The organism is Actinoplanes sp. NPDC049681, assembly GCF_044465265.1.
Lineage (GTDB): Bacteria > Actinomycetota > Actinomycetes > Mycobacteriales > Micromonosporaceae > Actinoplanes.
Genome location: NZ_JBITLP010000001.1, coordinates 325,612 through 350,096, shown reverse-complemented (window position 1 = coordinate 350,096; position 24,485 = coordinate 325,612). Strand labels below are relative to the sequence as shown.

The following is a 24,485-nucleotide window of genomic DNA, read 5'->3' as shown; positions in this document are numbered from 1 at the left end:
CGTCCGGATCGGTAGCCCGGGTGCAGGGCCGCCCGAATTCCGCGCCGAAGTTCCAATGTTTCCGGAGTACCAGGCGTCGACCGTTTCCGTTTGACCCAAAGGGTAGTTTCGGTGAGGCGGTCGCCGTCGAACAGCTTGCCATTCGGGATCACGTGCGACCAGCCGTCGGCGACGTCCGTGGCCCGAGCGTTCCGTGGCGAGCAGCCGGCCGAGGCACCACCCCACCAGGCACGTTCGTCGGTGTCATCTTCGGTAAGCATCATCGCTTGTCGAAATCGCCGCACTGTCGAACCTTCCGATGGTCAACGACGTACCGTTAAGCATGGGTGGGGATGTCGTCAACAGAACCGAGCTGGGTCCGACCGGCTGGAGTGCCACAGCAGTCGAGCCGATCTCGTCCGGGAAGTCGGGGGACATGCCCGCCGAGCAAGCAACCCATGACGGTGTGGTGAGGCCGAGAATGCGCGACAGCGCACCGGCCTGGCTGAGGGTGCGTTGGTCGCCGTCGTTGTTGCTGGTGTTGTTGCTGTGTGTCGCGGCTGGTGTGCGTTTCGGCCTGCTGGTCGCGGAGTGGCCGGCGAGTAACAGCGACGAGGGCACGATGGGGCTGATGGCGATGCACATCGCCCAGGGCCGCGATTTCCCCAGCTTCATGTACGGCCAGTCCTACATGGGCACCGCCGAGGCCTACCTCGCCGCCCTCATCTTCCGGGTGTTCGGTGCCTCGCTGATCGGGCTGCGCACCGCCATGCTGCTGATGTACCTACTGTTCCTGGCCACCATGTACGTCCTGGCCCGCCGCCTGTACGGCACCACGATCGCCCTGGTATCAGTAGCGCTGCTCACCCTGGGCTCCCGCGAGTTGTACGGCCACCAGCTGGTCGCCCAAGGCGCCATCCCCGAAACACTGCTCGCCGGCACCCTGCTGCTCCTGCTCGCCCACCGGCTGCTGGACACCACCCACGACACCAGCCACCCCCACGCACACCGGTGGCGGCTCGCCGGCTGGGGCGCCACCGCCACCCTCGGCCTGTGGAGCACCGTCCTGATCGCCCCGTTCGTGCTCACCTCCGCCGTACTGGTCTGGATGAGCCTGCGCCGGCGCACCACCCCCATTCCCGGCAGCTGGCCGGCCCTGGGCGCCGGCCTGCTCACCGGCGCCATCCCCTGGATCCTGCACGACCTCAGCCGCCCCTGGCACGACAGCGGGATCCTCGCCGTGATCAACATGTACCTGCACGGCGGCACCGGCCTCAACGGCGCCGCATCACCCGGCCTGACCACCCAGGTCATCAACACCGTCACCACCAGCCTGTCCTACGTCACCGGCGGCTCGGCACTCGCACACCCGAACTCCCCACCCGCCTGGTTCTTCGGCATGTCCGGAAGCTGGCACCCACCCACCGACGACCTCGTCTCCACGCTGTGGGGCATCGCCCTCATCCTGCTGTGGAGCATCGGACTCGTCACCGGCATCCGCCTGCTCCGCCACCACCGCGCCACCACAGCGCAACAACCCACCGCGGACATGCCCACCCAAGCCCAAACCTGGGCAAGATTAGCGATGCTGACCGCCGCCGCCCTGACCGTGCTCGCCTTCGCCGCCAGCCCCACCCCCGGCGTCGCCCCCGCCAACAACTTCCGCTACATCATCGGCGTGCTCATCGCCACCCCCGCCGTCATAGCCCCCCTCTGGGCCCTACCCGCCATCCCACCCCGAGCCGGTGCCCTGCTGCGAACCGCCGTGCTCACCCTCACCGCGATCACCCTCACCCTGGGCACCGTGCAGGCCTACCGCGACGCCGGCCAAGGCCCCACCGAAACACCCCGCCGACAACTCATCAACGCCCTGCACCACGAAGGCATCACCCACATCTACAGCGGCTACCTCGAATGCAACCGGCTCACCTTCCTCAGCAACGAACACATCACCTGCGCCGTACTCTTCGGCAGCCCCACCGACGGCCTGCACCCCGGACTCGACCGCTACCAGCCCTACCGCACCGCCGTGCAAGCCGACCCCCACGCCACCTACGTATTCCGCACCAGCGACATCCGCAACACCGTCCTGGCCCACTCCACCTGCCAATGGCAGAAACACTGGAACCTCGCCGGCTACCACGTGTGGCAACCAGCCCAACGCTGCCCCATCCCCGCCGAACAGGGTCGGTGACGCCCAATCGGTATGCCGCGGCCGGCGCGGAGATGGCGAGCGCTGGACACAAGCTCACGGGACACCATCACGCCGCCTCTCTCGTGGAATGGCCGGACGGCAGACGCGGCGGTCCGCAGCCGAAGCATGGCGTTCCCGGCGTACCGGTACTCTTCTCCCGAGACACCCGAGTAAGCCGGATCTACGGAACGTGACCTTCGGCTGGGGCAGCCGTGCACGACGGCGATGGCGTGGCCATCACCACCCTCCGCGCCGTGTCGCACACGTGTCGTTGGCCGATCTCTATACTCGGGGCTCATGGCTGCTAACGCAGCTCAGGAGGGCTCGCCTAGTGGCCGATGGCGCCGGTCTTGAAAACCGGTGAGGCGTTCCGCGTCTCCGTGGGTTCGAATCCCACGCCCTCCGCCTCTCACTACGCAGAAAGCCCGCTGATCTGCGCGGACGTACATCGGCGCGGCCTCCCTTGTCGATCGAGGCAGTCACACTGAGTCTCGGATGATCTCCCTCAGGCTGACCCCTCGCGGCAAATGCGCGGCAACCTTCAATCGCCATCCCCAGCTGTCGCGTCCAGCTTGAGGCGCTACGACGTACGGGTTGCGCGGGGATGGCATGAGAGCCCAGTTGCTCATCTCGGGCGGCACCGTGTCGCGAATCCGCTGCACCATCCGGCGTGCGTCGGCCTTCGCGTCCAGTAGTGAGTGACCTTCCGCCGCCCTCGCGCCCAAGCACCTGCCAGCCGGTGTCCGTGCGCAGCAGGAAGAGATCACGCCGGTTTACGCCATAGCGGCGTGTGACTGCGACCGATAGTTGGCCAGCTTCTGCAGTGGAGCCCGACCGGCGCCGAACGCGTTGCGACGGTTAGTTGGGCAGATCCTTCTGCGCAGCCGGCATCGGCCGCCATGGGTGGTCTGGGTCGGTGACCGCTGTGGTTGTCGTCGCGGCGGCGGTGGTCTGCACTGCGTAGGTGGCGCGCCCGGTTCCGTGGACGGCGCCGAGGTAGGTGTGGCCGGTGAGGTGGCACCAGGCCGGAAGGTCCACGGGCGCGGCAGGGTCGGTGGCGATGAGGTGGATGACGGCGCCCGTCGGCACCGCGAGGATCAGGCGGCGTAGCTCGATGAGCAGTTGTACGCAGCGACGGTCGCCGCCGTCGAGGACGACGGGCCCGGTCATGCGGCGACGGGCAGGTCGGCCAGGCGCCATTCGAGCATTCCGTCGGCGAGCCGGGCGGCGCGGCGGCCTTCAGCGGTGAGCAGCCGGACGGCATCGTGGGCGAGTACGCAGTTCGCGCCGCGGCAGTAGGCAACGATCTCCACGTCGGCGGGCAGCTCGGCAAGCCGCTCGGGGAGCTGGTCGAGGGGGATGGAGACAGCCCCGGGAATGTGACCCGCGGCGTATTCCTCGGCGGGGCGCACGTCGACAGCGACGACGTGCCCGGCGGCGAGCCGGCGCTGCAGCTCGGCACGGTCGACGGCTTCGGTGTCGTCACCGCCGAGATAGGCGTCGCGGGCCGCGGCAGCCCCCGCATTACGGGCTCCCGCGACGTCGCGCAGCGACGCGTACAGAGCGGCGACATCGGGCCCGGCGATCCGGTAGAAGATCTTGGTGCCTTCGCGGCGGGTCGCGACCAGGCCGGCCTGCCGCAGGGTTTGCAGATGCGCCGAGCAGGTGGTCAGTCCCAGCCCGGCGGCGGTGGCGAGGTGTTCGACGCTGCGCTCGCTTTGCGCCAGCAGGTCGAGCAGTTCGAGGCGTTTGCCGCTGCCCAGTGCCTTGCCGACGCGGGCGAGGGCGTCGAACAGCTCGGCCTTGACGATCGGATCACCCATACCGTTCCTCCAAAGTTTCATGGAATAGTGTAGGAGCGGGGAGGGTGGTGCCGCCACCTGACAGGGGAGGTGTGTCATGGGTATCGAAGCGCAACTGGTGCCACTGGTGGACGAAGGGCTGGGCAACAGCGCCTGGCTGCTCGACGTAGGCGACGGCCGAGCCCTCGCCGTGGACCCGCCCCGGGACCTACGGGCGCTGCGCACTGCGGCCGCGCGGCGTGGCCTGAGCGTGGCGTGGGCCGCGGACACCCATCTGCACGCCGACTTCCTCACCGGGGCGGTCCAGCTCGCCGCCGACGATGGCGCGCAGATCCTCGCCTCGGCGGCGGGGATGCGCATGTTCGAGCACCGCGGCCTGGCCGACGGTGACGAGGTCGACCTCGGCGGGCTCACCCTGCGCGCCCTCGCGACGCCCGGACACACCGACGAGCACCTGTCGTTCCTGCTGCTCGACGGCCGCACGCCGGTCGGAGTGTTCACCGGCGGGTCGCTGATCGTCGGCTCCGCGGCGCGCACCGACCTGCTCGGCGACAACCGCACCCTGGAACTCACCCGCGCCCAGTACGCCTCGCTGCAACGCCTCGCGACCCTGCCGGACGCCACGCACGTGTGGCCGACCCACGGCGCCGGGTCGTTCTGCTCCGCCCCACCCGGCGCCGAACGCACCTCCACCATCGGCGCCGAGAAGACCACGAATCCGCTGCTGGCCGCCCCGGACGCCGACACCTTCGTCCAGCGGCTGCTCTCCACGCTGGGCTCCTACCCGGCATACTTCGCCCGGCTCGCCGAGATCAACCGACGCGGCCCTGCCCTCATCCACGGCCGCCCGCAGCTGCCCGGACTGTCGGCCGACGAGGTGCGCCGCCTGGCAGCCGATGGCGCGGCCATCGTGGACGTGCGGCCCGTGGTCGACGTCGCCGCCGGACACATCCCCGGAGCAATCGCGATCCCGCTGCGGGCCCAGTTCGCGACCTGGCTCGGCTGGCTCATCCGCCCGGACGCTCCGATCGTCGTGGTGCGCAACGCCGACCAGGACCCAGCGCACATCCTGTGGCCAGCGCTCAACATCGGCGTCGACCGCATCGTCGGCGAGCTTGCCGGCGGCATGCCGTCCTGGACCGGCTCGGTGACCACCACCCGGCTGGTCCGCCCGCAGGAGGTCGACGCGCCGGCGCTGGACATCCGGCAGGCCGGCGAGTACACCGCCGGACACCTGCCCGGCGCCACCCACCTGGAACTCGGTTCGCTACTCGCCGAACCCGACGCCGCACCCGACGGTCCGGCAGTGGTGATGTGCGGGCACGGCGAACGCGCCATGACCGCCGCCACCCTTCTCGAGCACGCCGGTCGCCACGACCTCAGCGTGCTCGTCGGCGGGCCCGGCGACTGGGCCGCCGCCACCGGCAACACACTTCAGGTGGACCAATGACCAGCATGCGCAGCACCGTACCGACCGCAGGGCCCCGGCTCGGACTTGCCGCGAACGCCACCCAATTCACGCTGCTGGTGATCGTGAACGCCCTCGTCGGCGGGGTGCTCGGCTCCGAGCGCACGGTGCTGCCGCTGCTGGCCGACCGGGAGTTCGGCCTCGCCGCCTACACCGCCGCGCTGACCTACATCCTCGCGTTCGGCGCCACCAAGGCCATCACGAACTTCTTCGCCGGCACCCTGTCCGACCGCTACGGCCGCAAACCCGTCCTGCTCGCCGGATGGCTGATCGCCTTGCCTATCCCGGCGATGCTGATCTGGGCGCCGAACTGGGGCTGGGTCATCGCCGCCAACGTCCTGCTCGGCGTCAACCAAGGCCTGGCCTGGTCCACCACCGTCATCATGAAAATCGACCTCGCCGGCCCAGCCCGTCGCGGCCTGGCCATGGGGTTGAACGAGGCCGCCGGTTACATCGCCGTCGCCGCCACCGCCATGGTCACCGGCGCGCTCGCGGCCGCCTACGGGCTACGTCCGGCGCCCTTCCTGCTCGCCGCCGCCTACATCGCCCTCGGCCTCGGCCTTTCCCTGCTCTTCGTCAAGGACACCCGGGGGCATGCCCGCCACGAGGCGACCACCCACACCACCGGTCCGCACGCAGCAGACGTATCCACTCGGCAGGTGTTCGCGCTGACCAGCTGGCGTGAACCGGCCCTGTCGTCGGCCAGCCAAGCCGGCATGGTGAATAACCTCAACGACGGTCTGGCCTGGGGCCTGTTCCCGATCCTGTTCGCGACCGCCGGGCTGACACTGACCCAGATCGGTGCCCTCGCCGCCCTCTACCCGGCGGTGTGGGGGCTCGGGCAACTCGCCACCGGCCCGGCCTCCGACCGCTACGGCCGCAAACCGTTCATCGTCGCCGGGATGCTCACCCAGGCCGCCGCCCTCGCCCTGGTCGCGCTCACCGACGACTTCCCCGCGTGGGCCGCCGCCGCGGTACTGCTCGGCGCCGGTACCGCCATGGTCTACCCGACCCTGCTCGCCGCCATCAGCGATGTCGCCCACCCCCGCTGGCGGGCCCGCGCCGTCGGGGTCTACCGGCTCTGGCGCGACGGCGGCTTCGCCGCCGGTGCACTACTCGCCGGGATCGTCGCCGACCTGGCCGGCATCCGCGCCGCCGTCTGGGTCGTGGCCGCCCTCACCGCCGCATCCGGTGTGCTCGCCTGGGCGCGCATGTACGAGACCCACCGCCGGCACTGACCCGCCCCAACACCCGACCCCACCGGGAAGGACCGACATTTGATGACTGCGACCGCGTACGTCGACTCGCCGCAAGCGCGCGAGGCGTTACACCGCCGCACCCTCAAGGTCGTCATGGCCTCGCAGGTGTTCAGCGGCGCCGGACTGGCAGCCGGGGTCACCGTCGGCGCCCTGCTGGCCGAAGACATGCTCGGCACCACCAGCCTGTCCGGGCTGCCCGCCGCCCTGTTCACCTTCGGCTCCGCCGGTGCCGCCCTGGCCGTCGGACGCCTGTCCCACCGACTCGGCCGCCGTGCCGGACTCACCGCCGGATACGCCGCCGGCGCCCTAGGGGGCGCCGGGGTCGTCCTCGCCGCCGTCCTCGACAACGTCGCCCTGCTTCTCCTGTCATTGCTGGTGTACGGCGCGGGCACCGCGACCAACCTGCAAGCCCGCTACGCCGGCGCCGACCTCGTCGGGGCCGACCGGCGCGGGCGAGCAGTCAGCTCCGTACTCGTCGCCACCACCCTCGGCGCGGTCGCCGGCCCTAACCTGGTCACCGCCACCGGCCGCGCCGCCGAGCGCTGGAGCATTCCTGGTCTGGCCGGGCCCTTCGCGCTGGCCACCATCGCCTACGGCCTCGCCGGAACCATCCTGTTTCTGCTGCTGCGCCCAGACCCGCTGCAGATCTCCCGCACCCTGCCACCCGAGCCCGCCGACACCGCCAACCCGCCCGCACAAGGACGGCGCTTCGCCGGCAGCGTCACCGCCGGCGCCGCGACAATGGTCCTCACCCAGCTGGTCATGGTCGCCGTCATGACAATGACCCCGGTGCACATGAAGGCCCACGGCCACGGCCTGGCCGCTACGGGCCTGGTCATCGCCCTGCACATCGCTGGGATGTACTTGCCGAGCCTGGTCACCGGCATCCTCGTCGACCGCATCGGCCGCGTCCCCGTCGCCGTAGCAGCCGGCGCCACCCTGCTCGCCGCCGGCATCATCTCGGCCGCGGCCCCTGAGCACTCCGTCGCTCTGCTCGCCCTTGCCTTGATCCTGCTCGGCCTCGGCTGGAACCTCGGACTCGTCTCCGGCACTGCCATGATCACCGACGCGGCCCCTCAGGCGACCCGCGCCAAAACCCAAGGCGCCGTTGACCTGTGCGTCGCCCTCGCCGGCGCCGGCGGCGGCATCGCCAGCGGACTGGTCGTGTCCGCCACCAGCTACGCCACCCTCTCCATCGCCGGAGGCATACTCGCCCTCGGCGTCATCCCCTTCGTCGCCACGCAGAGCCGATACCACAGCACCGACGAGGTCCAAGCCGGACAAGGTTGAAGCCGCCCACCTTCGACCGGTCCAGCACTCCGGCTGCCACTATCGCCATGCGGGGACAACAACGTTGCATCGGCCAACTATCGACGCCCCCGGTCGACCACCGCGAAAAGGCCGTATTCCGGTTCCGGCGGCCACAGCCGCAGTCCGTCCAGGACCGGACGCAACTCAGCGCGCTGTCACGTCGCCCCACCACTGAGCCGGACCAGAGACACAGGTCAGTAGTGGTGACCTCACTGGCACTCCTCGTTCCCATCGGGAAGCGCGAGAGCCGCCGCGATCCGTCGACGTGCCGCCTCATCCTGGCCATCGATGCACTTGGCGTAGACCTTCAGGAGCACATGGACGCTGTGTCCGGCCCACTCCGCGAGCTCGTCGAGCAGGGTAGTCTCACTGATTCTGTGCGTTCTCGCTCAGGCTGACGGTCGCGGCAATCACGCGGCAAAGGTTCGAGGGTTGCGTCCGCACAGTGCTGCTGCCTCGGGACCGAGGCCTCATCAGTGAGCCGAACTCCGCACCCCTTCGAAGCTCACCAGCGAACCCGGCGTTGCCCGTGTCCGGACGCGGAGTCTGCCTGCGGGTCCTTCGGGCACCGCTCAGGCCGCGGCGAGGTGGTTCTGCCGGAGCAACTCGTCGATGCCGGCGGGCGGCATCGGCCGGGCGAAGTGGAATCCTTGCGCATGGCGGTAGCCGAGTTCGGCGAGCCGCCGGGCCTGATGGGCGGTTTCGACGCCCTCGGCGACGGTGCGCAGGCCCATCGTGTCGGCGATCCCGGTCAAGGCGGTGGCGATGGCCTCCTGCTGCGGCGTGCCGCCCAGCCCGTCGATGAAGGATTTGTCGACCTTGATGGCGTCCACCGGGCAGGTGCGTAGCAGGCCGAGTGAGGAGTGTCCGGTGCCGAAGTCGTCCAGGGCGATGGCGACCCCGAGTTGAGACAGCGCGTGTACGGTCGCCAGGGCACGTCCGCCGCCGAAGACGGCAGTTTCGGTGATCTCGATGGTGAGCTGACGTGCCGGGATTCCGTGGCGGGCGAGCGCGGCGGCCACCACGTCCGGCAGAGCCGGATCGAGCAGTTGCCGCGCCGACACGTTGACGGCCACCGACCGTAACGCGTCCGCGGCGTGCTCGCGCCGCCAGGCGGCGGCTTGCGCGCATACCGTTTCGATGGTCCACGCACCCAGTTCCACGATCAGCCCGCTGTCCTCGGCAACCGGGATGAACTCCGTCGGCGAGATGACACGGCCGTCCGCCCGGTTCCAGCGAATCAGAGCCTCCACGCCCATCAGCCGTCCGTGGGGCAGCTCGACGATCGGCTGGTAGAGCATGTGGAACTCGCCCGCGACCAGCGCCCGGCGCAGTTCCGCCGCCATCGTCGCGCGGTGGCTCAGTTGACGTTCCAGGGAGGCGTCGTAGACGACGGCTCGTCCGCCGGATGCCACCGATGCACGCAACGCAACCTCAGCTCGCCGGTGGAGATCGCCCGCGTCGCCGTGAGCGATGCCGACGAACACGTCGACGAGCACCTCCTGGCCGGCGGCGTGCAGCGGCTCGGCGTTGACGGCCAGCAACCGGTCCGCGAGATCAGGGTGCTCCCCGCGCAGTAGCAGGCCGAATTCATCACCGCCGGGACGGCCCACCAGAGCCTGATCGCCGGCGAGCCGTCGCAACCGGCCGGCGTACGCGACGAGTAACTCGTCCCCGACCTGCGGCCCCAACCCGTCGTTGAGCTCCCGGAAATCCTTCAGATCGATGAGTACGACCGTATGCGAGCCGCGGGCACGATCAGCGGCCGCGGTGAAGTAGCGGCGGCCGACCAGGCCGGTGAGCTCATCGTGCATCGCCTGATGGGCGACCTTGTTCAACAAAGCGGTGTTCTCGCCCAACGCCACCGCCTGCCGTGCCACCACGAGCAGGAGCAACAAGGCGGTCCCGGCGACCTGCACCAACGTCAGGTGCCCGGTCCGCAGAAAGACGATGGCCAGCAGAAGACTCGTCAGACCCGTCGCGACCATCGGCACGACGTTGCCCTTGCGGTAAGCAGATGCCGGCGCCACCGCCGCCGGCGAGCGTTCGGCAGACGCGGCACGGCCCTGCGCCCGTGCGGCGAGCACGCCGAACAGGCCGACGAAGGGCAGCACCGCGGCGGTGCCGTTCAGATGTGGCCAGGGGCGTAGCAGCGATATCAGAACAGTGGACAGTGGGCCGAGGAGCCCGATCGTTGCCAGCCACCACAGGGCTCCCTGCGGCACCGGGCTGCGCCGCGCAGACATGATCTTGATGACGACCACCACGCCTGCGACGGCGGTCGCCGTCATGGCGATGTTCAGCCATCGGGCCGAGACGCCGGCGCCGAAACGGTGGTTGAACCAGTCCACGTACTGCGAGGCGGCGATCGCGGAGGTCACTGCCACGACTGCCACGTCGAGCACGGCCGTGGTCAGTTGTCGCCAGCTGCGGCCGCCACCGGGCAGCCGCAGCATCGACCAGACGGCGAAGAAGGTCGCGACCGCGTACAGCAACAGGGTGCGTCCGCTGATCGGCGGCATCCCGGAGTACGCGGTAGTGCTGATATCGACGCTCTGGCTGAGCCCCGCCAGCACCACTGCGACCATGCCGAGCGCAACGTGTCGCCAGAAAATGCGCAGCGCCCCGTCAGCCAGCATGACGAGCCTTCCGGAGGCGGCCACCGCGACGGCCGGTCCCGCGACGGCCGGTACCCACACCAGCTGTCTCGAAAAGCCGACGTGCATGCCTAGCAGCAGGAGAAGCAGCTGGACGAGCGCCAGCGCGAGGGCGAGTGGTGTGAACCAGCCCGGCCACCGATGCGCCTTCCGCTGAGGGGCTATCCGAGCCATGTTGCCTCCCCCCACCGGGACACCGCCTGCATCCGGCATGAATCGGCCACGGCGCCACCGAGCTGAAGGTTCTTGCTAGACGTCTGCACACGAGCAGAAGGGCGGCCGTAAGACGCGGGCCAGGGACTGGGAGGCCGGAGCTTCGCAACGCCAAGGAGCCGACCTGCAGCACGTGAACGCATTAGTCCGGCAGACGCACTCCGAAGCCATGAAAGGTGGGCGCGGCTACACAGAACGCCGCGAGTAACACGAACGCGAACACGCTCAGCGCCGCAGCACGCCGCGCAGCCCTGTCGCGCAGCGTGCCAGCTGCGACAAGGCCGATTCCCCAAGGCAACGACCACCACAACGCGAACTGCCCGGCGGCCGTGAGGCTCGTGTAACCCCAGTGCGCGCACAACCACAAAGGCACCACCACCGCTGCCACGACACCGGCGGCGACGCTACCCGCCATCAGGGTCGGAGACGGCCGGCCCTCGCCGGGACCAGTGCGGTACAGCAGCACACTGACCGCAGCCGCCACGGCGGCCGCGGCCGCCACTCCCATGGCCACCAGTGATCCGACGGCCGCCCGGCGGTAACTTGCTCCGTCAGCGCCGGCCAGGTTCCACCAATCCTGATGCGCGACGACCGCGATCCCGCCTACCTGCAGAGCGGCCAGCGCAGCGACGACGGACGTACTTCGCGCCGCCGCGGGCCGTACGGCGGCGACGAGACCGGCCACCGCCATTACGGCGACAAGCACCGGCAGCATCGACGGATACGGGGTCGAGGGAGCCTGCCCGAGCCGGAAGTCCGGGTATCGATCCGGGTAGTCAGTCCAGCTGGCGGGCATGGCGAGCAGGGCACCCACCAGGGCCGCCGACGATGCAAGTACCGCACCGTACGTCCGCGCGATGCGGGCTGAAGAGGCCGTGCGCTGCGGCTTCGCTCCATCAGATTTCACAGGACGATCAACGAATCACCCGACGATCTCTGGTCCTTGGGGATCAGACGAACGGTCGGGCCCGCACCCGAGGAACGGGGTGCGGGCCCGGCCGTCGGCCGATGCCGGGTCAGTTGTCGATGATCTTCCAGCCCTGGTTGCTGGTGCCGTCGCAGCGGAACTGCGCCGCCTGGCCGCCGTTCGCGGTGCTCGCGCCCGAGATGCCCAGGCACAGGCCGCTCTTGCGGTTCTTCATGCGGTAGACGTTCGCGGGGTAGCCCGAGTAGACCTCGAAGCGCCAGTCCTGGTTGTTGCTGGTGTCCGGGGTTGCCTGGATGGCGTTCGCGCCGGCGGCGGTGCTGGCGCCGTCGATGCCGAGGGCCCTGCCCGAGTGGACGTTGCGGAAGCTGTAGTAGCCGCTGCCCGCGTCGTAGGCCGTCCAGTTCTGCGAGGTGATCAGGTCACCGCCCGACAGCGCCACGGTTTGCTGGACGACTCGGACGCCGTTGGCCGTGCTGCCGTTGAGGGGCTGGAGCACCTTGCTGGACTTGAGGTTCATGAAGCCGTACCGGCCGTCGCCGGGGCTCAGCCGGACGGCGGCGCGACTGCCTTCGGGTGACTGAGCGTGAGCGGCGACCGGGCTGACGGCCGTCAGCATTACTCCTGCGAGGACCGCCGCGGCGGCCTTACCGGCTCGTGTCGTGCGCATGTTACGTCTCCTCCCGTATGACGTTGCGAGAGCATCATGGCAGACCTCGAACGATCCCGCTGTCCCGTTAGGACCGTCGCGACCCAAAAATCTTCATCAATGTATTTATGGCTCAGAGGTGGTGCTGAGCCGCCATAGATCCGCCTTATCAGCGGAGCGTCCACAGCAATCCGTTGTCGTGGGACATTGTCGTAGATCAATTTATCTCGTTGCGGCCGACGCCTGCGAATCCCTCGCGCGGCCCGGGGCGGGCATCGTGGGCCCTGCAGCGAGACCGATCACTCTGGGTGATCCGAGGTAGAATCCCGCATGGTCATCAGCAAGGACGCACTGGAGTCCCTCAAGGCGGATCCGGCCGCTGCCTCCATCCGCCGGTCGCTCGAGTTCTACTACGGGAACCCGCGCCAGGATGCCGCCATGGACGCCCTGTACGCGCGGTTCGTGCGGCCCGGCGATCTCGTGTTCGACATCGGCTCGCACGTGGGCGACCGCATCGGCAGTTTCCGCCGGCTCGGTGCGCGGGTGATCGCCCTGGAACCCCAGCCTCTGTGCGTCCGCGCCATCCGTGATCTCTACGCGGGTGACGAGGAGGTGACGGTCGTGGAAGCCGTGTGCGGAGCTCGCGAGGAGACCGTCACGTTCTACGTCAACTCGGCGAACCCGACGGTGTCCACGGCGTCGCCCGACTTCGTGAAGGCCGCGGACGGTGCCGTCGGCTGGCAGGACCAGGTGTGGGACTCGGAAGTGGTGGTGCCGGCGGTCACCCTGGATTCGCTCATCGAGAAGTACGGCACCCCGGCGTTCACCAAGATCGACGTCGAGGGTTTCGAGGACTCGGTTCTCGCCGGCCTGAGCCGGGCACTGCCGGCCCTGTCGTTCGAGTTCACGACCATCGAGCGGGCCGTGGCGCAGCGCTGTCTCGAGCGCGTCACCGCGCTCGGATTCACCCACTTCAACGTGTCCATGGGCGAGAGCATGACGCTGGAGTTCGGCGACTGGGTGTCACCCGAGGCGATGGCCGCTCACGTGCTGGCGCTGCCGCACGAGGCCAACTCCGGTGACGTCTACGCGCGGATCACGAGGTCCTGACGACGGCTTTGACCTCCACCGGGATGCCGTTCAGCACGCTGTTGCCGGACAGCGCGTCGGTGGCGAACTCGTCGGTCAGCACGTTGCTGTTCACCCCGGGACGGGTGGCCGCGACCGACATCCGGGTGCCCGGCACGCCGTGCCCCCAGCCGTGCGGCAGGCTCACCACGCCCGGCATGACGCCGTCGGTGACCTCCACGCGGGCCACCAGCTCACCCGCCCGGGACACCACCGACGCCTCATCCCCGTCGGTGAGGGCGAGCCGGTCCGCGTCCAGCGGGTGGACCTGAAGGGTGCACCGGTCCCGGCCTTTGATCAAGGCCGGGACGTTGTGCATCCAGCTGTTGTTCGAGCGCAGGTGCCGGCGGCCCACCAGGACGAGGTCGTCGCGCTGCCGGTCGAGCGCGGCGCGCAGGCGGTCCACGTCGGACACGATCGGTGGGGCGCACAGTTCGACCGTGCCGGTCGGCGTCCGCAGCACCGACGGGATTCGGGGTTGCAACGGCCCGAGGTCGACGCCGTGCGGGTTGGCCAGCAGCTTCTCCAGGGAGAGGCCGTCGGGTCGAGCTCCGAAGGCGTCACCATAGGCACCGGTACGCAGTGCCACGTCGAGCAGCCGCTCCGCGGGATGCTCGCCGGCGACCAGCGCCCGCAGGTCGGCGGCCGGGTGGCCGGTGGCCGCGGAGACGCTCTCCAGCGCCTGGTCCAGCATCTGCTCGTGGAGCACCGCGGGATCCGCGCCGGCGCCGCGACCGGTGACGATGAGGGTGAGCCTGGCGAGGATGTCGCACTCGTCCATCCCACCGGCGTCGGGCGGGAGTGCCGGCGGCGAGTACGCCGCGAAGTTGCGCACCGCCAGCGCCAGGAACGAGAAGTCGTAGTGCCCCTTGCGGGCGGCGTCGGTGGGCGGCAGGACGACGTCGGCGTGCCGGGTCGTCTCGTTGAGGTACGGGTCGACGCTCACCATGAAGTCGAGCCCACCGAGCGCCCGGTCGAGCCGGCCGCTGTTCGGCGTCGACAGCACCGGGTTGCCCGCCACGGTGATGAACGCGCGGACCTGACCGTCGCCCGGCGTCTCGATCTCGTCGGCGAGCGTGGCGACCGGCAGCTCGCCCTTGACCTCGGGAAGTTCCCGTACGCGGCTGTGCCACCGCCCCACCCGGAAGCCCTTACCACCGGGGCGGGTCTGCGGGCGCAGGTGCGCAGCCAGCGGGAACATGACTCCGCCCGGCCGGTCGAGGTTGCCGGTCAGCACGTTGACGACGTCGACCAGCCAGCTCGTCAGGGTGCCGAATTCGACCGTGCACGTGCCGATCCGGCCGTACACCGCGGCCGTCGGGGCGGCGGCCAGCTCACGGGCGAGACCACGGATCCGCTCCGCCGGCACGGCACACACGCCGGTCACCGCCTCGGGCGGGAACGCGCGCGCCAGCTCACGCAGCTCGTCGAGCCCGGTGACGTGGCCGGCGAGCGCACCGAGATCGACGAGGTCCTCCTCGAACAGCGTCCGGACGATCCCGAACAGCAGGTACGCATCGGTGCCCGGCCGGATGAACAGATGCTCGTCGGCGTGCTCGGCGGTCCGGGTGCGGCGCGGGTCCACGACCACGAACCGGCCGCCACGGGCCTGGATCGCCTTGAGCCGGCCGGGGAAGTCGGCGGCGGTGGCGAGGCTGCCGTTGGACTCCCACGGGTTGGCGCCCAGCATCAGCAGGAAATCCGTACGGTCCACGTCCGGCACCGGGATGGCCAACGGGCTGCCGTAGAGGTAGCCGCACGACACGTGCTTGGGCATCTGGTCGACCGTGCTCGCCGAGTAGATGTTGCGGCTGCCGAGGGCGCGCAGCAGCGGCGCGACGTAGAGGCCGCCCGCCATGGTGTGGACGTTCGGGTTGCCGAGGTACACGGCGACCGCGTCGGGCCCGTAGCGCTCGACGACGGGCCGCAGCCCCGCCTCGATCGCCGCGAACGCCTCGTCCCAGCTGACCTCCTCGTGGCGGTCGCCGCGCCGCACCATCGGGCCGCGCAGCCGGTCGGGATCGGCGGTGAGCTGTCCGAAGGTGGCTCCCTTCGGGCAGATGAAGCCGTGGCTGAACACGTGCTCACGATCGCCGCGAGCCGCGACGACCCGGTCGCCGGTCACGGTGAGCTCCAGCCCGCAGGCCGCCTCACACAGCGGACAGGTCCGATACGCCGTACGCGTCGTGTCATCAGCCACGCCAGTCACCAGCCTTCCGGCCGCAGCGGCGCGGCCCTCGGTTGTTACCGGCCAGTATTGCCGCTGCGGCGGGCTCAGTCGAGATCCGGGAGCGAGGCCTTTCCGCGGTCCGGCAGCAGGAACGGCGTGTCGATGTCCGGCGTGCCCTCGCCGATGTACTCGGCCCGCACGCCGCCGTCCCGGGTCACGACGAGGTAGATGTCGCCGTCCGTCCGGATCGTGTACTTCGGCTTGTTCCCGGCCGTACCCGTCTTGCGGAAGCGGAACAACTGATCACCGCGCGCCGAGTCACAGGCCGCCGCGGTGACGGTCTTGTTCTTGTTCGCCTGCAGGCACGACGCCTCGCCGCCGGTACGCAGGCGGGCCGTCCTGATCCAGTAGCGGTCTCCGTCGACCTTGGTGAGGACGAACAGTGCGCGGTCGCCGAAGTCGTCGGAGAGCTCGACGCGCTTCGACTTGCTGACCGCCAGCGTGCCCTCGTTGCCGACCGCAAGCAGCCCGACCTCCCGATCACCACCGAAGACGCCTGCCGAGGCGTTCGAGGTCTTGGCCACCGCGACGGGTGAGCCCGTCGAGGGTGCGGCGGTGGAGCTCCGGCCCGCGCAGGCCTGCTGGGTCAGCAGTACTCCGGCCACTACCGCCGAAGCGGCAGAAATTCGTGCAAATCGAGGGGCGATACGCACAGTCTTCTCCTGTCGTGAAGGGGGTTGATCAGTCGAGCGAAGGCAGGGAGGCCTTGCCGCGGTCGGGCAGCAGGAAGGGTGTGTCGATGTCGGGGGTGCCCTCCCCGACGCCGATCGCGACGACGCCTGTGCCGCCGTCGGACAGCCGGCCGTCCGGGTCCTGGACGAGGTAGATGTCCGTGCCGGTCCGGATGGTGTACGTCGGCTTTCCGCCGGACTCGCCGACCTTGCGGAACCGCCACAGCTGGCGGCCCTGCGCGGCGTCGCAGGCTGCCGCGGTGACCGGGACCGCGGCGCCGGAGGTGGCGGCGGCCTCCAGACAGAACGCCTCGCCGCCGGCGCGGAGGCGGGCGGTCTGGATCCAGTACCTGTCCCTGGAGACCTTGTGCAGCACGAAGAGCGCGCGGTCGCCGAAGTCGTCCGAGAGGGCGGCCCGCTCGTTCTTGTCGACGGCCACCGTGGCCTCGCTGTTCTCCGGCAGCAACAGCACTTCCCGCCCACCCGAGAACACGTCCGAGGACGAGGAAGGGGAGTTCTTGGACGAGGTGGAGGTCGGGGGAGTGGAGGACGGCCGGGACGGAGATGGGGAAGACGACGGTGGCGCTGCCGTGACGGAGGGCGGCGTTGCGGGCAGGCTCGCATTCTTCGGCTGCCGGGTCAGCGCGATGCCCACCCCGGCGCCCCCGACCACGAGGAAGGCGAGAACACCGCTCGCCACCTGACGGCCGCGACGCCGGCGATCGGCGCGGGCCCGGACGGCCGCCGCCGGGGCGAGGCGTCCCGTGCGCTCGCCGTACTCGGCAAGCGCACCGAGGTCGCGGCCGAGGTCGTCGCTAGGCATCGTGATTCACCCTCCCCATGGCGTAGTCGTCGGTGTCGGACAGGTGTGCCGCCATCGCCCGTCGGCCGCGGGCCAGCCGGGCCTTGACGGTGCCGGTCGGCGCCCCGACCTCGGCGGCGATCTCGCCGACGCTGAGGCCGACGAGGTGGTGCAGGACGATCACCCGCCGCTGGTCGGCCGGGATCTGACGCAGGGCGTGCACCAGCGCCACATGATCCGGGCCGAGCCCCTCGATCTCCTGGTCGACGGTCTCGCGGTGGTGCGCCCGGATCCGGTTGACCGCCTTGCGCCAGGCGCTGACGGCGTTGCGGGCGGCCACCCGGCGTACCCAGGCCTCCGGACTGTCCGCGTCCCGGACCGTCTCCCAGCGGTCCCAGGCCTTCAGGTATGCCTCCGCGACCGCGTCCTCCGCCTCGGCGCGATTGCCCGTCATGGCGTAGACCTGACCGAGGACACGGCGTGACGAGCCCGCGTAGAAGGCGTCGAACTCTTCCGCGTCCCGCATCGATCGGATCTCCCCCGCCAGGCCTCGCCCCCGGCCCCGGCGGCCGGATTCGCCTGAGTGACGCCCGGGCGGCACTCCCGGTTGCATCGTGATCGGCTTTTCTCGCGGACGCTCGCTGCATGCCCTCTTGACGCCCGGACGGGGCACCCGGTTGCCCGAAAACCCCTGCGGATCAGGCCGGCGGGTTGACGATCATCTGCGGGCCCTCCCCGCGGGCCGCGAGCCGGTCCTGCGGATTGATCAGCTTGCAGCGCTGCAGCGACAGGCAGCCGCAGCCGATGCAGCCGGTGAGCTGGTCGCGCAGCCGTTCCATCAGGGTGATGCGGTCCTCCAGCTTGCGCCGCCACCGCGCGGACAGCCGGGCCCAGTCCGCCTTCGTCGGCGTCCGGTTCTCCGGCAGGGCGGCCAGAGCCTCCCGGATCTCCTCCAGCGAGACGCCGACCTGCTGCGCGATGCGGACGAACGCCAGACGGCGCAGCTCCTGCCGCTGGTAGCGGCGCTGGTTACCGCTCGTGCGGGTCGAGCGGATCAGGCCCTCGCGCTCGTAGTAGCGCAGCGCGGACGGTGCCACGCCGCTCCGGGCCGCCATGTCCCCGATGGTGAGCAGGTCCACAATCGCCGTCCTTGAGTTGAAGTGAACTTCAAGTTGCAGGGTGAGGGTATGACTGCGACTGCCGTTAAACCAGACCTTGGCTCGCTGCTCACCCGGATCACCGGGGACCGCAAGCACGCGCCCAGTGCGTACTCGACGCTCGATGTGTTGTGGGTTCTCTACGACCGGATCCTGCGCGTGTCGCCGGAGACAGCCGACGAGCCCGACCGCGACCGGTTCCTGCTCTCCAAGGGGCACGGTCCCGCCGCCTACTACGCCGTGCTCGCCGCGAAGGGGTTCATCCCGGAGGAATGGCTCGACGATCTCGCCGGCAGCACGAGCCGGCTCGGCCACCACCCCGACCGGGTGCTCGTCCCCGGGGTGGAGATCGGGACCGGGTCGCTGGGTCACGGTCTCGGGCTCGCCGTCGGCACGGCACTGGGTCTACGAGCTCAGGGGTACGCCGAAGCGCACACGTTCGTGCTCCTCGGCGACGCGGAGCTGGACGAGGGCTCGAACCACGAGGCGATCGCCTACGTGGCGGCGACCGGGCTGCCCCTGACCGCCATCGTCATCGACAACCGGTCGGCCACTCACGGCTGGCCCGGCGGCATCGCGAGCCGCTTCGTCGGCTGGAGTGTCTCCATCGTGGACGGCCGGGACCACGCCCAGATCGAGGCCGCCCTGCAGCCGCGCAACCGGCCCCATGTCGTCATCGCCACCGTCGAGCCGAAGGGACGCTGATCATGCGAGAGACGTTCGTCGCCACCACCACCGCCATCCTCGAGGACGACCCGCGTACCGCCGTGGTGCTCGCCGACATCTCCGCCGACGCCTTCGCGCCGGCCGCCCGCCGGCACCCCGACCGGGTCATCAACGTGGGCATCCGCGAGCAGCTGATGACCGGCGTCGCGGGCGGGCTCGCCCTCACCGGGATGCGGCCGTACGTGCACTCGTACGCGCCCTTCGTGATCGACCGGGCGTACGAGCAGATCAAGCTCGACCTCGGCCACCAGGACGCCGGCGCGGTCCTGGTCAGCATCGGCGCCTCGTACGATGCGTCCGCCGAGGGCTACACCCACCAGTCGCCGGGCGACGTGGCGCTGCTCGACACGCTCGAGGGTTGGACTGTGCACGTACCCGGGCACCGGGACGAGGTGCCGGAGCTGCTGCGCGCCGCGGCCCGGCACGACGACCGGGTCTACGTGCGGCTCTCCTCGCAGGAAAACCGGCAGGCCTATCCGGGGGTGGATCTCAAGGTGATCCGGCGTGGCCCGGTGGGCGGGGCGGTGGTGCTCGCCGTCGGGCCCATGCTCGACCCGGTGCTGCGGACCGGGCTCGACGTGACGGTCGCGTACACCAACACGCCGCGTCCGCTCGACACGAACCGGCTACGGGAGCTCGTCACCGACGAGATCGTGGTCGTCGAGCCGTACCTCGCGGGCACGTCCAGCCGCGTCGTCTCCGCGGCGCTGTCCGCCGTACCCCATCGGGAATTGCACCTGGGGGTGAGCCGCACCGAAGAGCGACGCTATGGAACGCCGGCCGACCACGCCCGGTGGCACGGCCTGGACCCGGAGGGCCTGCGGACGTCGATCGCCGCTTTCCTGCGAGAAAGCTAGGCGGCGATCGGCAGACTCGGGCGGCGCTCGCGGAACACGTGCTGGAGCAGGGCGTCGAAGTGCCAGACCCGGTCCGGCTCGCCGACGCGGACCCGGAAGCGCTCGCGGACGCCGTCCACCGCCGTGGCCGCGACCTCCACGGCCGACTGCCGCAGGTCCGGGTTCCAGGTCACCTCGCTCAGGTGGCGCAGGTTGGCGTTGAGGTGCAGCCGCAGCCGGTGCAGCACCCGGGTCTCCTGGGTGATGACCAGCCGACGGTACGTGAGCAGCAGCAGGAACTCGCCGGACATCGGCCGGTCGGGGTTGCTGCACCGCGTGACCAGCACCGTCGCGTCGTCCGGCTCCACGCAGCGGCGGAAGATCGGCATGTGCCGGCTCACGGTGGCGATGGCGACTCCGGCCTCCGCGGCGGCGGGAAGGAACGTACGGGAGAACACGTCCATGTGGCGTTTAACGGCGACGCGAAGGGGAAGCAGCGGCCGCTACACGATGAATATCGAATTACAAAATCTCGACCACCGTCGCGTTGGCCATTCCGCCGCCCTCGCACATGGTCTGCAGGCCGTAGCGCACCCCGTTCTGTCGCATGTGGTGCAGCATCGTCGTCATGATCCGGGCCCCGGACGCGCCCAGCGGATGACCGAGGGCGATCGCCCCGCCACGCGGGTTGAGGCGGGACGGGTCGGCGCCGGTCTCCGCCAGCCAGGCCAGCGGTACGGGCGCGAACGCCTCGTTCACCTCGTACACACCGATGTCGTCGATCGTGAGCCCCGACTTGGCGAGCGCCTTCGCGGTGGCCGGGATGGGCGCCGTCAGCATGATGACCGGGTCGTCGGCCGCGACGACGGCGGTGTGGATCCGCGCCAGCGGCCGCAGGCCGTGCGCCGCGGCCCAGCGTGAGGTGGTGACGGCGAGCGCGGCGGCGCCGTCGGAGATCTGCGACGCCGAGCCCGCCGTGACGACGCCGTCGGCCTTGAACGGGGTCTTCAGCCCGCCCAGCTTCTCCAGGGTGGTGTCGCGGCGGATGCCCTCGTCGCGCGTGACGTCGCCGACCGGGGCGATCTCGGCGTCGAAGTCGCCGGCGTCCTGGGCCTTGGCGGCCGCGGCGTGACTGGCCAGCGCGTACTCGTCGAGCTGCTGCCGGGAGAAGCCCCAGCGCTCGGCGATCATCTCCGCGCCGACGCCCTGGTTGAAGGTGGTGGTGCCGTAGCGTTCGCGGACCGTGTCGCCGTACGGGTTCTGCCCGGCGGCGCTTGAACCCATCGGCACCCGGCTCATCGACTCCACCCCGCCGGCGACCACCAGGTCGGCCTGCCCGGACAGGACGGTCGCCGCGGCGAAGTGCAGCGCCTGCTGGCTGGAACCGCACTGGCGGTCCATGGTCGTGGCGGGCACGCACTCGGGCCAGCCCGCCCCGAGCACCGTATTGCGCCCGATGTTCCAGGACTGCTCGCCGACCTGGGAGACGCAGCCCCAGAACACGTCCTCGACGTCGGCCGGATCGAACCCGGCCCGGTCGCGCAGGGCCTGCAGCACCCCGGCTCCGAGGTCCACCGGATGGACGCCGGAGAGCCCGCCGTCACGCCGCCCCACCGGAGTCCGTACCGCACCGACGATCACCGCATCTCGCATACCTCGAAGGTACGTTGTGCTCATGTCGCCTCTCCAGTGGCGGGTGAAACCCGTCCTGCCCGTGACCAAACTCCTGGGCGCGGTCGCGCTCGTCGTGCTGGTCGTCGCGTTCGGTCGTGGCGACCCGGTGCAGTGGGTGCTCGCGGCCGCGGGCGCGACGGGGCTGGCCCTCTGGGCCCTGCGCGACGTCATCCGCCCGGTCCGGCTCTCGGCCGACACGAGCGGCGTCACGCTGGTGGTGGGCTTCGCGAGCCGGCGCCACCTCGCCTGGTCCCAGGTGGAGAGGATCCGGGTCGACCGCCGCCACCGCCGCGGGATCCGCAGTGAGCTGCTCGAGATCGACGGGGGCGAGAGCCTGCACCTGTTCAGCGTGCACGAGCTCGGCACCGAGCCGGAGGACGTGGCGCGGGCCCTCACCGAGCTGCGCCCCGTCCAACCACCCCGCCACCACCCGGCTAGCTGAGCATCGCCGTGCGGTAGACGGCGATCACCAGCAGGATCAGGAACATCGCCGCGACCCCGACGCCCTGGACGAGGTTGCGCTTGTCCCGCGGCGCGTACGCCAGGACGGCCGCGACGATCGCGCCCGTGACCAGGCCGCCGAGGTGGCCCGCGACGGAGATGCCGCTCGCCGCGAAGGTGAAGACGACGTTGATGACGATCACCGGCAGGATCGGCGCGACGCTGAGGTTGAGGCGCTTGAGCAGCACGAAGATGCCGGCCATCAGGCCGAAGACCGCCGTCGACGCGCCCGCCGTCAACTGCCGTGGATCCGAGAACACGTACGCCGCGACGTTGCCGCCGAGCCCCGCCAGGAAGTAGAGACCGAGGAAGCGCAGCGGGCCGAGCACGCGCTCCAGGTCGCGGCCGAGGATCCACAGCGCGTACATGTTCATCAGCAGATGCAGCACTCCGTAGTGCAGGAACATCGCGGTGACCAGGCGATACCACTCGCCGTTGCCGGCGATGCCGTGCAGGACCTCGGCGCCTTGCGGGCCGTAGTAGGCGCTGCCGAGGACGGCCCCCCACTGCGTCAGCGGCGTGCCGGAGCCCAGCAGGCCGCCCCAGCCGCCGCCCGCGACGGCGTTCGCGCCGCCCGTCATGATCGAGAGGATCATGACGGCGACGTTGACGCCGATGAGGACCTTGGTGGCGGTCCCGGCCCGGCCGGCCGCGCTCCCGCCGAAGGCGGTGCGGGCCGGCCGCTGCGTGCGCCGCCCCTGGGTGACGCACTCCGGGCACTGGTGCCCGACCGAGGCCTCGTTCATGCAGTCCGGACAGATCGGCCGCTCACAGCGGGTGCACCGGACGTAGGTCTCCTTCGACGGGTGTCGGTAGCAGACGGGAGCCGTCACCGGAGACTCACTCATGCATCAAAGGTACCCGTGGGACCTGGTCAGTCGTTGACCCGCTCGATCTCGACGCGCTCGATGACCACGTCCTCGCGGGGGCGGTCGCCGGGGCCGGTCGGGGTGGTGGCGATCGAGTCGACGACCTTGGCGGACGCCTCGTCGGCGACCTGGCCGAAGATGGTGTGACGCCGGTTCAGGTGCGGGGTCGGGCTGACCGTGATGAAGAACTGCGAACCGTTCGTGCCCGGGCCGGCGTTCGCCATCGCGAGCAGGTACGGGCGGTCGAACTGCAGCTCCGGGTGGAACTCGTCGGCGAACTGGAAGCCCGGGCCGCCCCGGCCGGTGCCGGTCGGGTCGCCCATCTGGATCATGAAGTTCGCGATGACCCGGTGCGAGATGGTCCCGTCGTAGTACGGGCCGCTGCCCTTCTGGCCGGTGCGCGGGTCGACGTAGTCCTTGGTGCCCTCCGCGAGCTCCACGAAGTTGCGCACGGTGGCCGGCGCGTGGTCCGGGAAGAGCTGGAGCCGGATCGGGCCGTGGTTGGTGTGCAGGGTGGCGTAGAGCTTCTCAGCCACGGGTACTCCTATCGGCGTTGGACAAGTTCATTGCAGTTCGGATCCTCCCCCATGTGTCTGAACCGGGTGCGCGGGGGTACCCAAGAGGGCAGCATGGACCCGGGAGAGAACCACAGGAGGTGCACTGGTGTTCGCAACTATGCGACGGAAGAACCGCAACGCGAGGATGAAGAGCGAGCTCGGCCAGAGCGTTGAACACTTCAAGCGTGCGGCATCGCTCGCCGCACAGGAGACCAGCGCGACCGTGGGGCCCAAGTTCGCCGCCGCGAAGGACCGCATGCAGCCCGCGACCGACAAGGCCAAGGACGCCGCGACCAGCGGCTGGGACAGCGCTGTAGCGACCCTCGGCCCGCTGGTGGCCGCGGCGAGCGACAACGTCCGGCAGACCGGCAAGAAGGCCGCCAAGACCAGCAAGAAGGCCAACAAGCAGGCTGCCAAGGCGAGCCGGAAGAACGCCAAGAAGCTCGAGAAGAAGGCCGACAAGGCCGTCGGACGCAAGAGCAGCAAGAGCGGCAAGCTGATGAAGATCGCGCTCGCCGGTGCCGCCGTCGGTGCCGCGGGTGCCTACATCATGCGCAAGCGCCGCAGCGACCAGTGGGACGAGTACGACCCCACCGGCCCGATCAGCACCTCGACCCCGGCCGGGGCCGAGGACGCGGCGTTCGAGCCGGCCGACCTGTCCGGCCCGTCCGGCTTCGTGACGCCGGCCGGCAGCAGTGGTCCGGTCGTCGGTGCCGTCGGTGCCGACCCGGTGCTTCCCGCCGACGCCGACCCGGCGCTGATGCCCGAGGGCGACCAGACCTCTTCGGCGCTGCACAGCCCCGAGGTGGCCCGGATGGCCAACGGCAAGAACAAGAGCTGACCCCCGGTTGCAGACCGTACGGCGGGCGGGCTCCCC

Annotated in this window: 23 protein-coding genes and 1 tRNA gene; 10 read left to right on the top strand and 14 right to left on the bottom strand. The window is 70.3% G+C overall.

Going from position 1 to position 24,485, the window contains the following annotated elements; translation table 11 throughout:
- Nucleotides 1–460: 460 nt before the first annotated feature.
- Both ACIBO8_RS01615 and ACIBO8_RS01610 read left to right on the top strand, forming a co-directional pair.
- Nucleotides 461–2,173 carry a glycosyltransferase family 39 protein gene (locus ACIBO8_RS01615; RefSeq protein ID WP_396113146.1) on the top strand — a complete coding sequence of 571 codons (1,713 nt, stop codon included), beginning with the start codon at nucleotides 461–463 and terminating at the stop codon, nucleotides 2,171–2,173.
- Nucleotides 2,174–2,490: 317 nt separating this feature from the next.
- Nucleotides 2,491–2,578, top strand: a tRNA-Ser gene (locus ACIBO8_RS01610).
- A gap of 453 nt (nucleotides 2,579–3,031) precedes the next feature.
- Here the strand turns inward: ACIBO8_RS01610 and ACIBO8_RS01605 are convergent.
- Together ACIBO8_RS01605 and ACIBO8_RS01600 are read right to left on the bottom strand one after the other, a co-directional pair.
- Complete coding sequence (locus ACIBO8_RS01605; RefSeq protein WP_396113145.1) at nucleotides 3,032–3,343, bottom strand: sulfurtransferase TusA family protein; 312 nt, start codon at nucleotides 3,341–3,343, stop codon at nucleotides 3,032–3,034.
- Entirely contained in the window at nucleotides 3,340–3,996 is a 657-nt protein-coding gene (locus ACIBO8_RS01600; RefSeq protein WP_396113144.1) for an ArsR/SmtB family transcription factor, read from the bottom strand. The genes ACIBO8_RS01605 and ACIBO8_RS01600 overlap by 4 nt, the downstream gene beginning before the upstream one ends.
- A 76-nt stretch (nucleotides 3,997–4,072) precedes the next feature.
- On the opposite strand from ACIBO8_RS01600, the gene ACIBO8_RS01595 reads away from it, so the two are divergent.
- The 3 genes from ACIBO8_RS01595 to ACIBO8_RS01585 are packed head-to-tail and all read left to right on the top strand — an operon-like array spanning nucleotide 4,073 to nucleotide 7,992.
- Complete coding sequence (locus ACIBO8_RS01595; protein ID WP_396113143.1) at nucleotides 4,073–5,425, top strand: rhodanese-like domain-containing protein; 1,353 nt, start codon at nucleotides 4,073–4,075, stop codon at nucleotides 5,423–5,425.
- Nucleotides 5,422–6,681: an MFS transporter gene (locus ACIBO8_RS01590; RefSeq protein ID WP_396113142.1), complete on the top strand. Its 1,260-nt coding sequence runs from the start codon at nucleotides 5,422–5,424 to the stop codon at nucleotides 6,679–6,681. The genes ACIBO8_RS01595 and ACIBO8_RS01590 overlap by 4 nt, the downstream gene beginning before the upstream one ends.
- A gap of 42 nt (nucleotides 6,682–6,723) precedes the next feature.
- Nucleotides 6,724–7,992, top strand: coding sequence for an MFS transporter (locus tag ACIBO8_RS01585; RefSeq protein ID WP_396113141.1), 1,269 nt, complete (start codon nucleotides 6,724–6,726; stop codon nucleotides 7,990–7,992).
- Nucleotides 7,993–8,585: 593 nt separating this feature from the next.
- Here the strand turns inward: ACIBO8_RS01585 and ACIBO8_RS01580 are convergent.
- The 3 genes from ACIBO8_RS01580 to ACIBO8_RS01570 form a co-directional block, all read right to left on the bottom strand.
- The gene (locus ACIBO8_RS01580) at nucleotides 8,586–10,676 is read right to left on the bottom strand and encodes a putative bifunctional diguanylate cyclase/phosphodiesterase (RefSeq protein ID WP_396113140.1); all 2,091 of its coding nucleotides are present in this window, start codon (nucleotides 10,674–10,676) and stop codon (nucleotides 8,586–8,588) included.
- A gap of 349 nt (nucleotides 10,677–11,025) precedes the next feature.
- A complete protein-coding gene (locus tag ACIBO8_RS01575; RefSeq protein ID WP_396113139.1) occupies nucleotides 11,026–11,679 on the bottom strand; it encodes a hypothetical protein in 654 nt (217 codons plus the stop codon).
- 220 nt (nucleotides 11,680–11,899) lie between these two features.
- Nucleotides 11,900–12,478 carry an RICIN domain-containing protein gene (locus tag ACIBO8_RS01570; RefSeq protein WP_396113138.1) on the bottom strand — a complete coding sequence of 193 codons (579 nt, stop codon included), beginning with the start codon at nucleotides 12,476–12,478 and terminating at the stop codon, nucleotides 11,900–11,902.
- A 309-nt stretch (nucleotides 12,479–12,787) separates the two neighbouring features.
- Here ACIBO8_RS01570 and ACIBO8_RS01565 point away from each other — a divergent pair, with 309 nt between their 5' ends.
- Entirely contained in the window at nucleotides 12,788–13,567 is a 780-nt protein-coding gene (locus tag ACIBO8_RS01565) for an FkbM family methyltransferase (protein ID WP_396113137.1), read from the top strand.
- Here the strand turns inward: ACIBO8_RS01565 and ACIBO8_RS01560 are convergent.
- The 5 genes from ACIBO8_RS01560 to soxR form a co-directional block, all read right to left on the bottom strand.
- Nucleotides 13,554–15,785: a molybdopterin oxidoreductase family protein gene (locus ACIBO8_RS01560; protein ID WP_396113136.1), complete on the bottom strand. Its 2,232-nt coding sequence runs from the start codon at nucleotides 15,783–15,785 to the stop codon at nucleotides 13,554–13,556. The two genes, ACIBO8_RS01565 and ACIBO8_RS01560, sit on opposite strands and share 14 nt — an antisense overlap.
- A gap of 74 nt (nucleotides 15,786–15,859) precedes the next feature.
- A complete protein-coding gene (locus tag ACIBO8_RS01555) occupies nucleotides 15,860–16,420 on the bottom strand; it encodes a hypothetical protein (RefSeq protein WP_396113135.1) in 561 nt (186 codons plus the stop codon).
- A gap of 76 nt (nucleotides 16,421–16,496) precedes the next feature.
- Nucleotides 16,497–17,309 carry a hypothetical protein gene (locus tag ACIBO8_RS01550; protein ID WP_396113134.1) on the bottom strand — a complete coding sequence of 271 codons (813 nt, stop codon included), beginning with the start codon at nucleotides 17,307–17,309 and terminating at the stop codon, nucleotides 16,497–16,499.
- Nucleotides 17,302–17,814 carry a SigE family RNA polymerase sigma factor gene (locus ACIBO8_RS01545; RefSeq protein WP_396113133.1) on the bottom strand — a complete coding sequence of 171 codons (513 nt, stop codon included), beginning with the start codon at nucleotides 17,812–17,814 and terminating at the stop codon, nucleotides 17,302–17,304. The genes ACIBO8_RS01550 and ACIBO8_RS01545 overlap by 8 nt, the downstream gene beginning before the upstream one ends.
- A 172-nt stretch (nucleotides 17,815–17,986) precedes the next feature.
- Nucleotides 17,987–18,427, bottom strand: a complete 441-nt coding sequence (soxR, locus tag ACIBO8_RS01540; RefSeq protein WP_396113132.1) for a redox-sensitive transcriptional activator SoxR — start codon at nucleotides 18,425–18,427, stop codon at nucleotides 17,987–17,989.
- A 48-nt stretch (nucleotides 18,428–18,475) separates the two neighbouring features.
- Here soxR and ACIBO8_RS01535 point away from each other — a divergent pair, with 48 nt between their 5' ends.
- Nucleotides 18,476–19,150: a transketolase gene (locus ACIBO8_RS01535; protein ID WP_396113131.1), complete on the top strand. Its 675-nt coding sequence runs from the start codon at nucleotides 18,476–18,478 to the stop codon at nucleotides 19,148–19,150.
- Between the two features lie 2 nt (nucleotides 19,151–19,152).
- A complete protein-coding gene (locus ACIBO8_RS01530) occupies nucleotides 19,153–20,028 on the top strand; it encodes a transketolase family protein (RefSeq protein WP_396113130.1) in 876 nt (291 codons plus the stop codon).
- Here the strand turns inward: ACIBO8_RS01530 and ACIBO8_RS01525 are convergent.
- Together ACIBO8_RS01525 and ACIBO8_RS01520 are read right to left on the bottom strand one after the other, a co-directional pair.
- The gene (locus ACIBO8_RS01525; RefSeq protein ID WP_396113129.1) at nucleotides 20,025–20,471 is read right to left on the bottom strand and encodes a hypothetical protein; all 447 of its coding nucleotides are present in this window, start codon (nucleotides 20,469–20,471) and stop codon (nucleotides 20,025–20,027) included. The genes ACIBO8_RS01530 and ACIBO8_RS01525 overlap by 4 nt on opposite strands.
- 58 nt (nucleotides 20,472–20,529) lie before the next feature.
- Complete coding sequence (locus ACIBO8_RS01520; RefSeq protein ID WP_396113128.1) at nucleotides 20,530–21,660, bottom strand: acetyl-CoA C-acyltransferase; 1,131 nt, start codon at nucleotides 21,658–21,660, stop codon at nucleotides 20,530–20,532.
- 22 nt (nucleotides 21,661–21,682) lie between these two features.
- Between ACIBO8_RS01520 and ACIBO8_RS01515 the strand changes: the two genes are divergently transcribed.
- Nucleotides 21,683–22,123: a PH domain-containing protein gene (locus tag ACIBO8_RS01515; protein ID WP_396113127.1), complete on the top strand. Its 441-nt coding sequence runs from the start codon at nucleotides 21,683–21,685 to the stop codon at nucleotides 22,121–22,123.
- On the opposite strand, the gene ACIBO8_RS01510 is transcribed toward ACIBO8_RS01515, so the two are convergent.
- A complete protein-coding gene (locus ACIBO8_RS01510; RefSeq protein ID WP_396113126.1) occupies nucleotides 22,116–23,030 on the bottom strand; it encodes a rhomboid family intramembrane serine protease in 915 nt (304 codons plus the stop codon). The two genes, ACIBO8_RS01515 and ACIBO8_RS01510, sit on opposite strands and share 8 nt — an antisense overlap.
- Nucleotides 23,031–23,056: 26 nt before the next feature.
- Nucleotides 23,057–23,587: a peptidylprolyl isomerase gene (locus ACIBO8_RS01505; protein WP_396113125.1), complete on the bottom strand. Its 531-nt coding sequence runs from the start codon at nucleotides 23,585–23,587 to the stop codon at nucleotides 23,057–23,059.
- 139 nt (nucleotides 23,588–23,726) lie between these two features.
- Between ACIBO8_RS01505 and ACIBO8_RS01500 the strand changes: the two genes are divergently transcribed.
- The gene (locus ACIBO8_RS01500) at nucleotides 23,727–24,449 is read left to right on the top strand and encodes a hypothetical protein (RefSeq protein ID WP_396113124.1); all 723 of its coding nucleotides are present in this window, start codon (nucleotides 23,727–23,729) and stop codon (nucleotides 24,447–24,449) included.
- Nucleotides 24,450–24,485 lie beyond the last annotated feature (36 nt).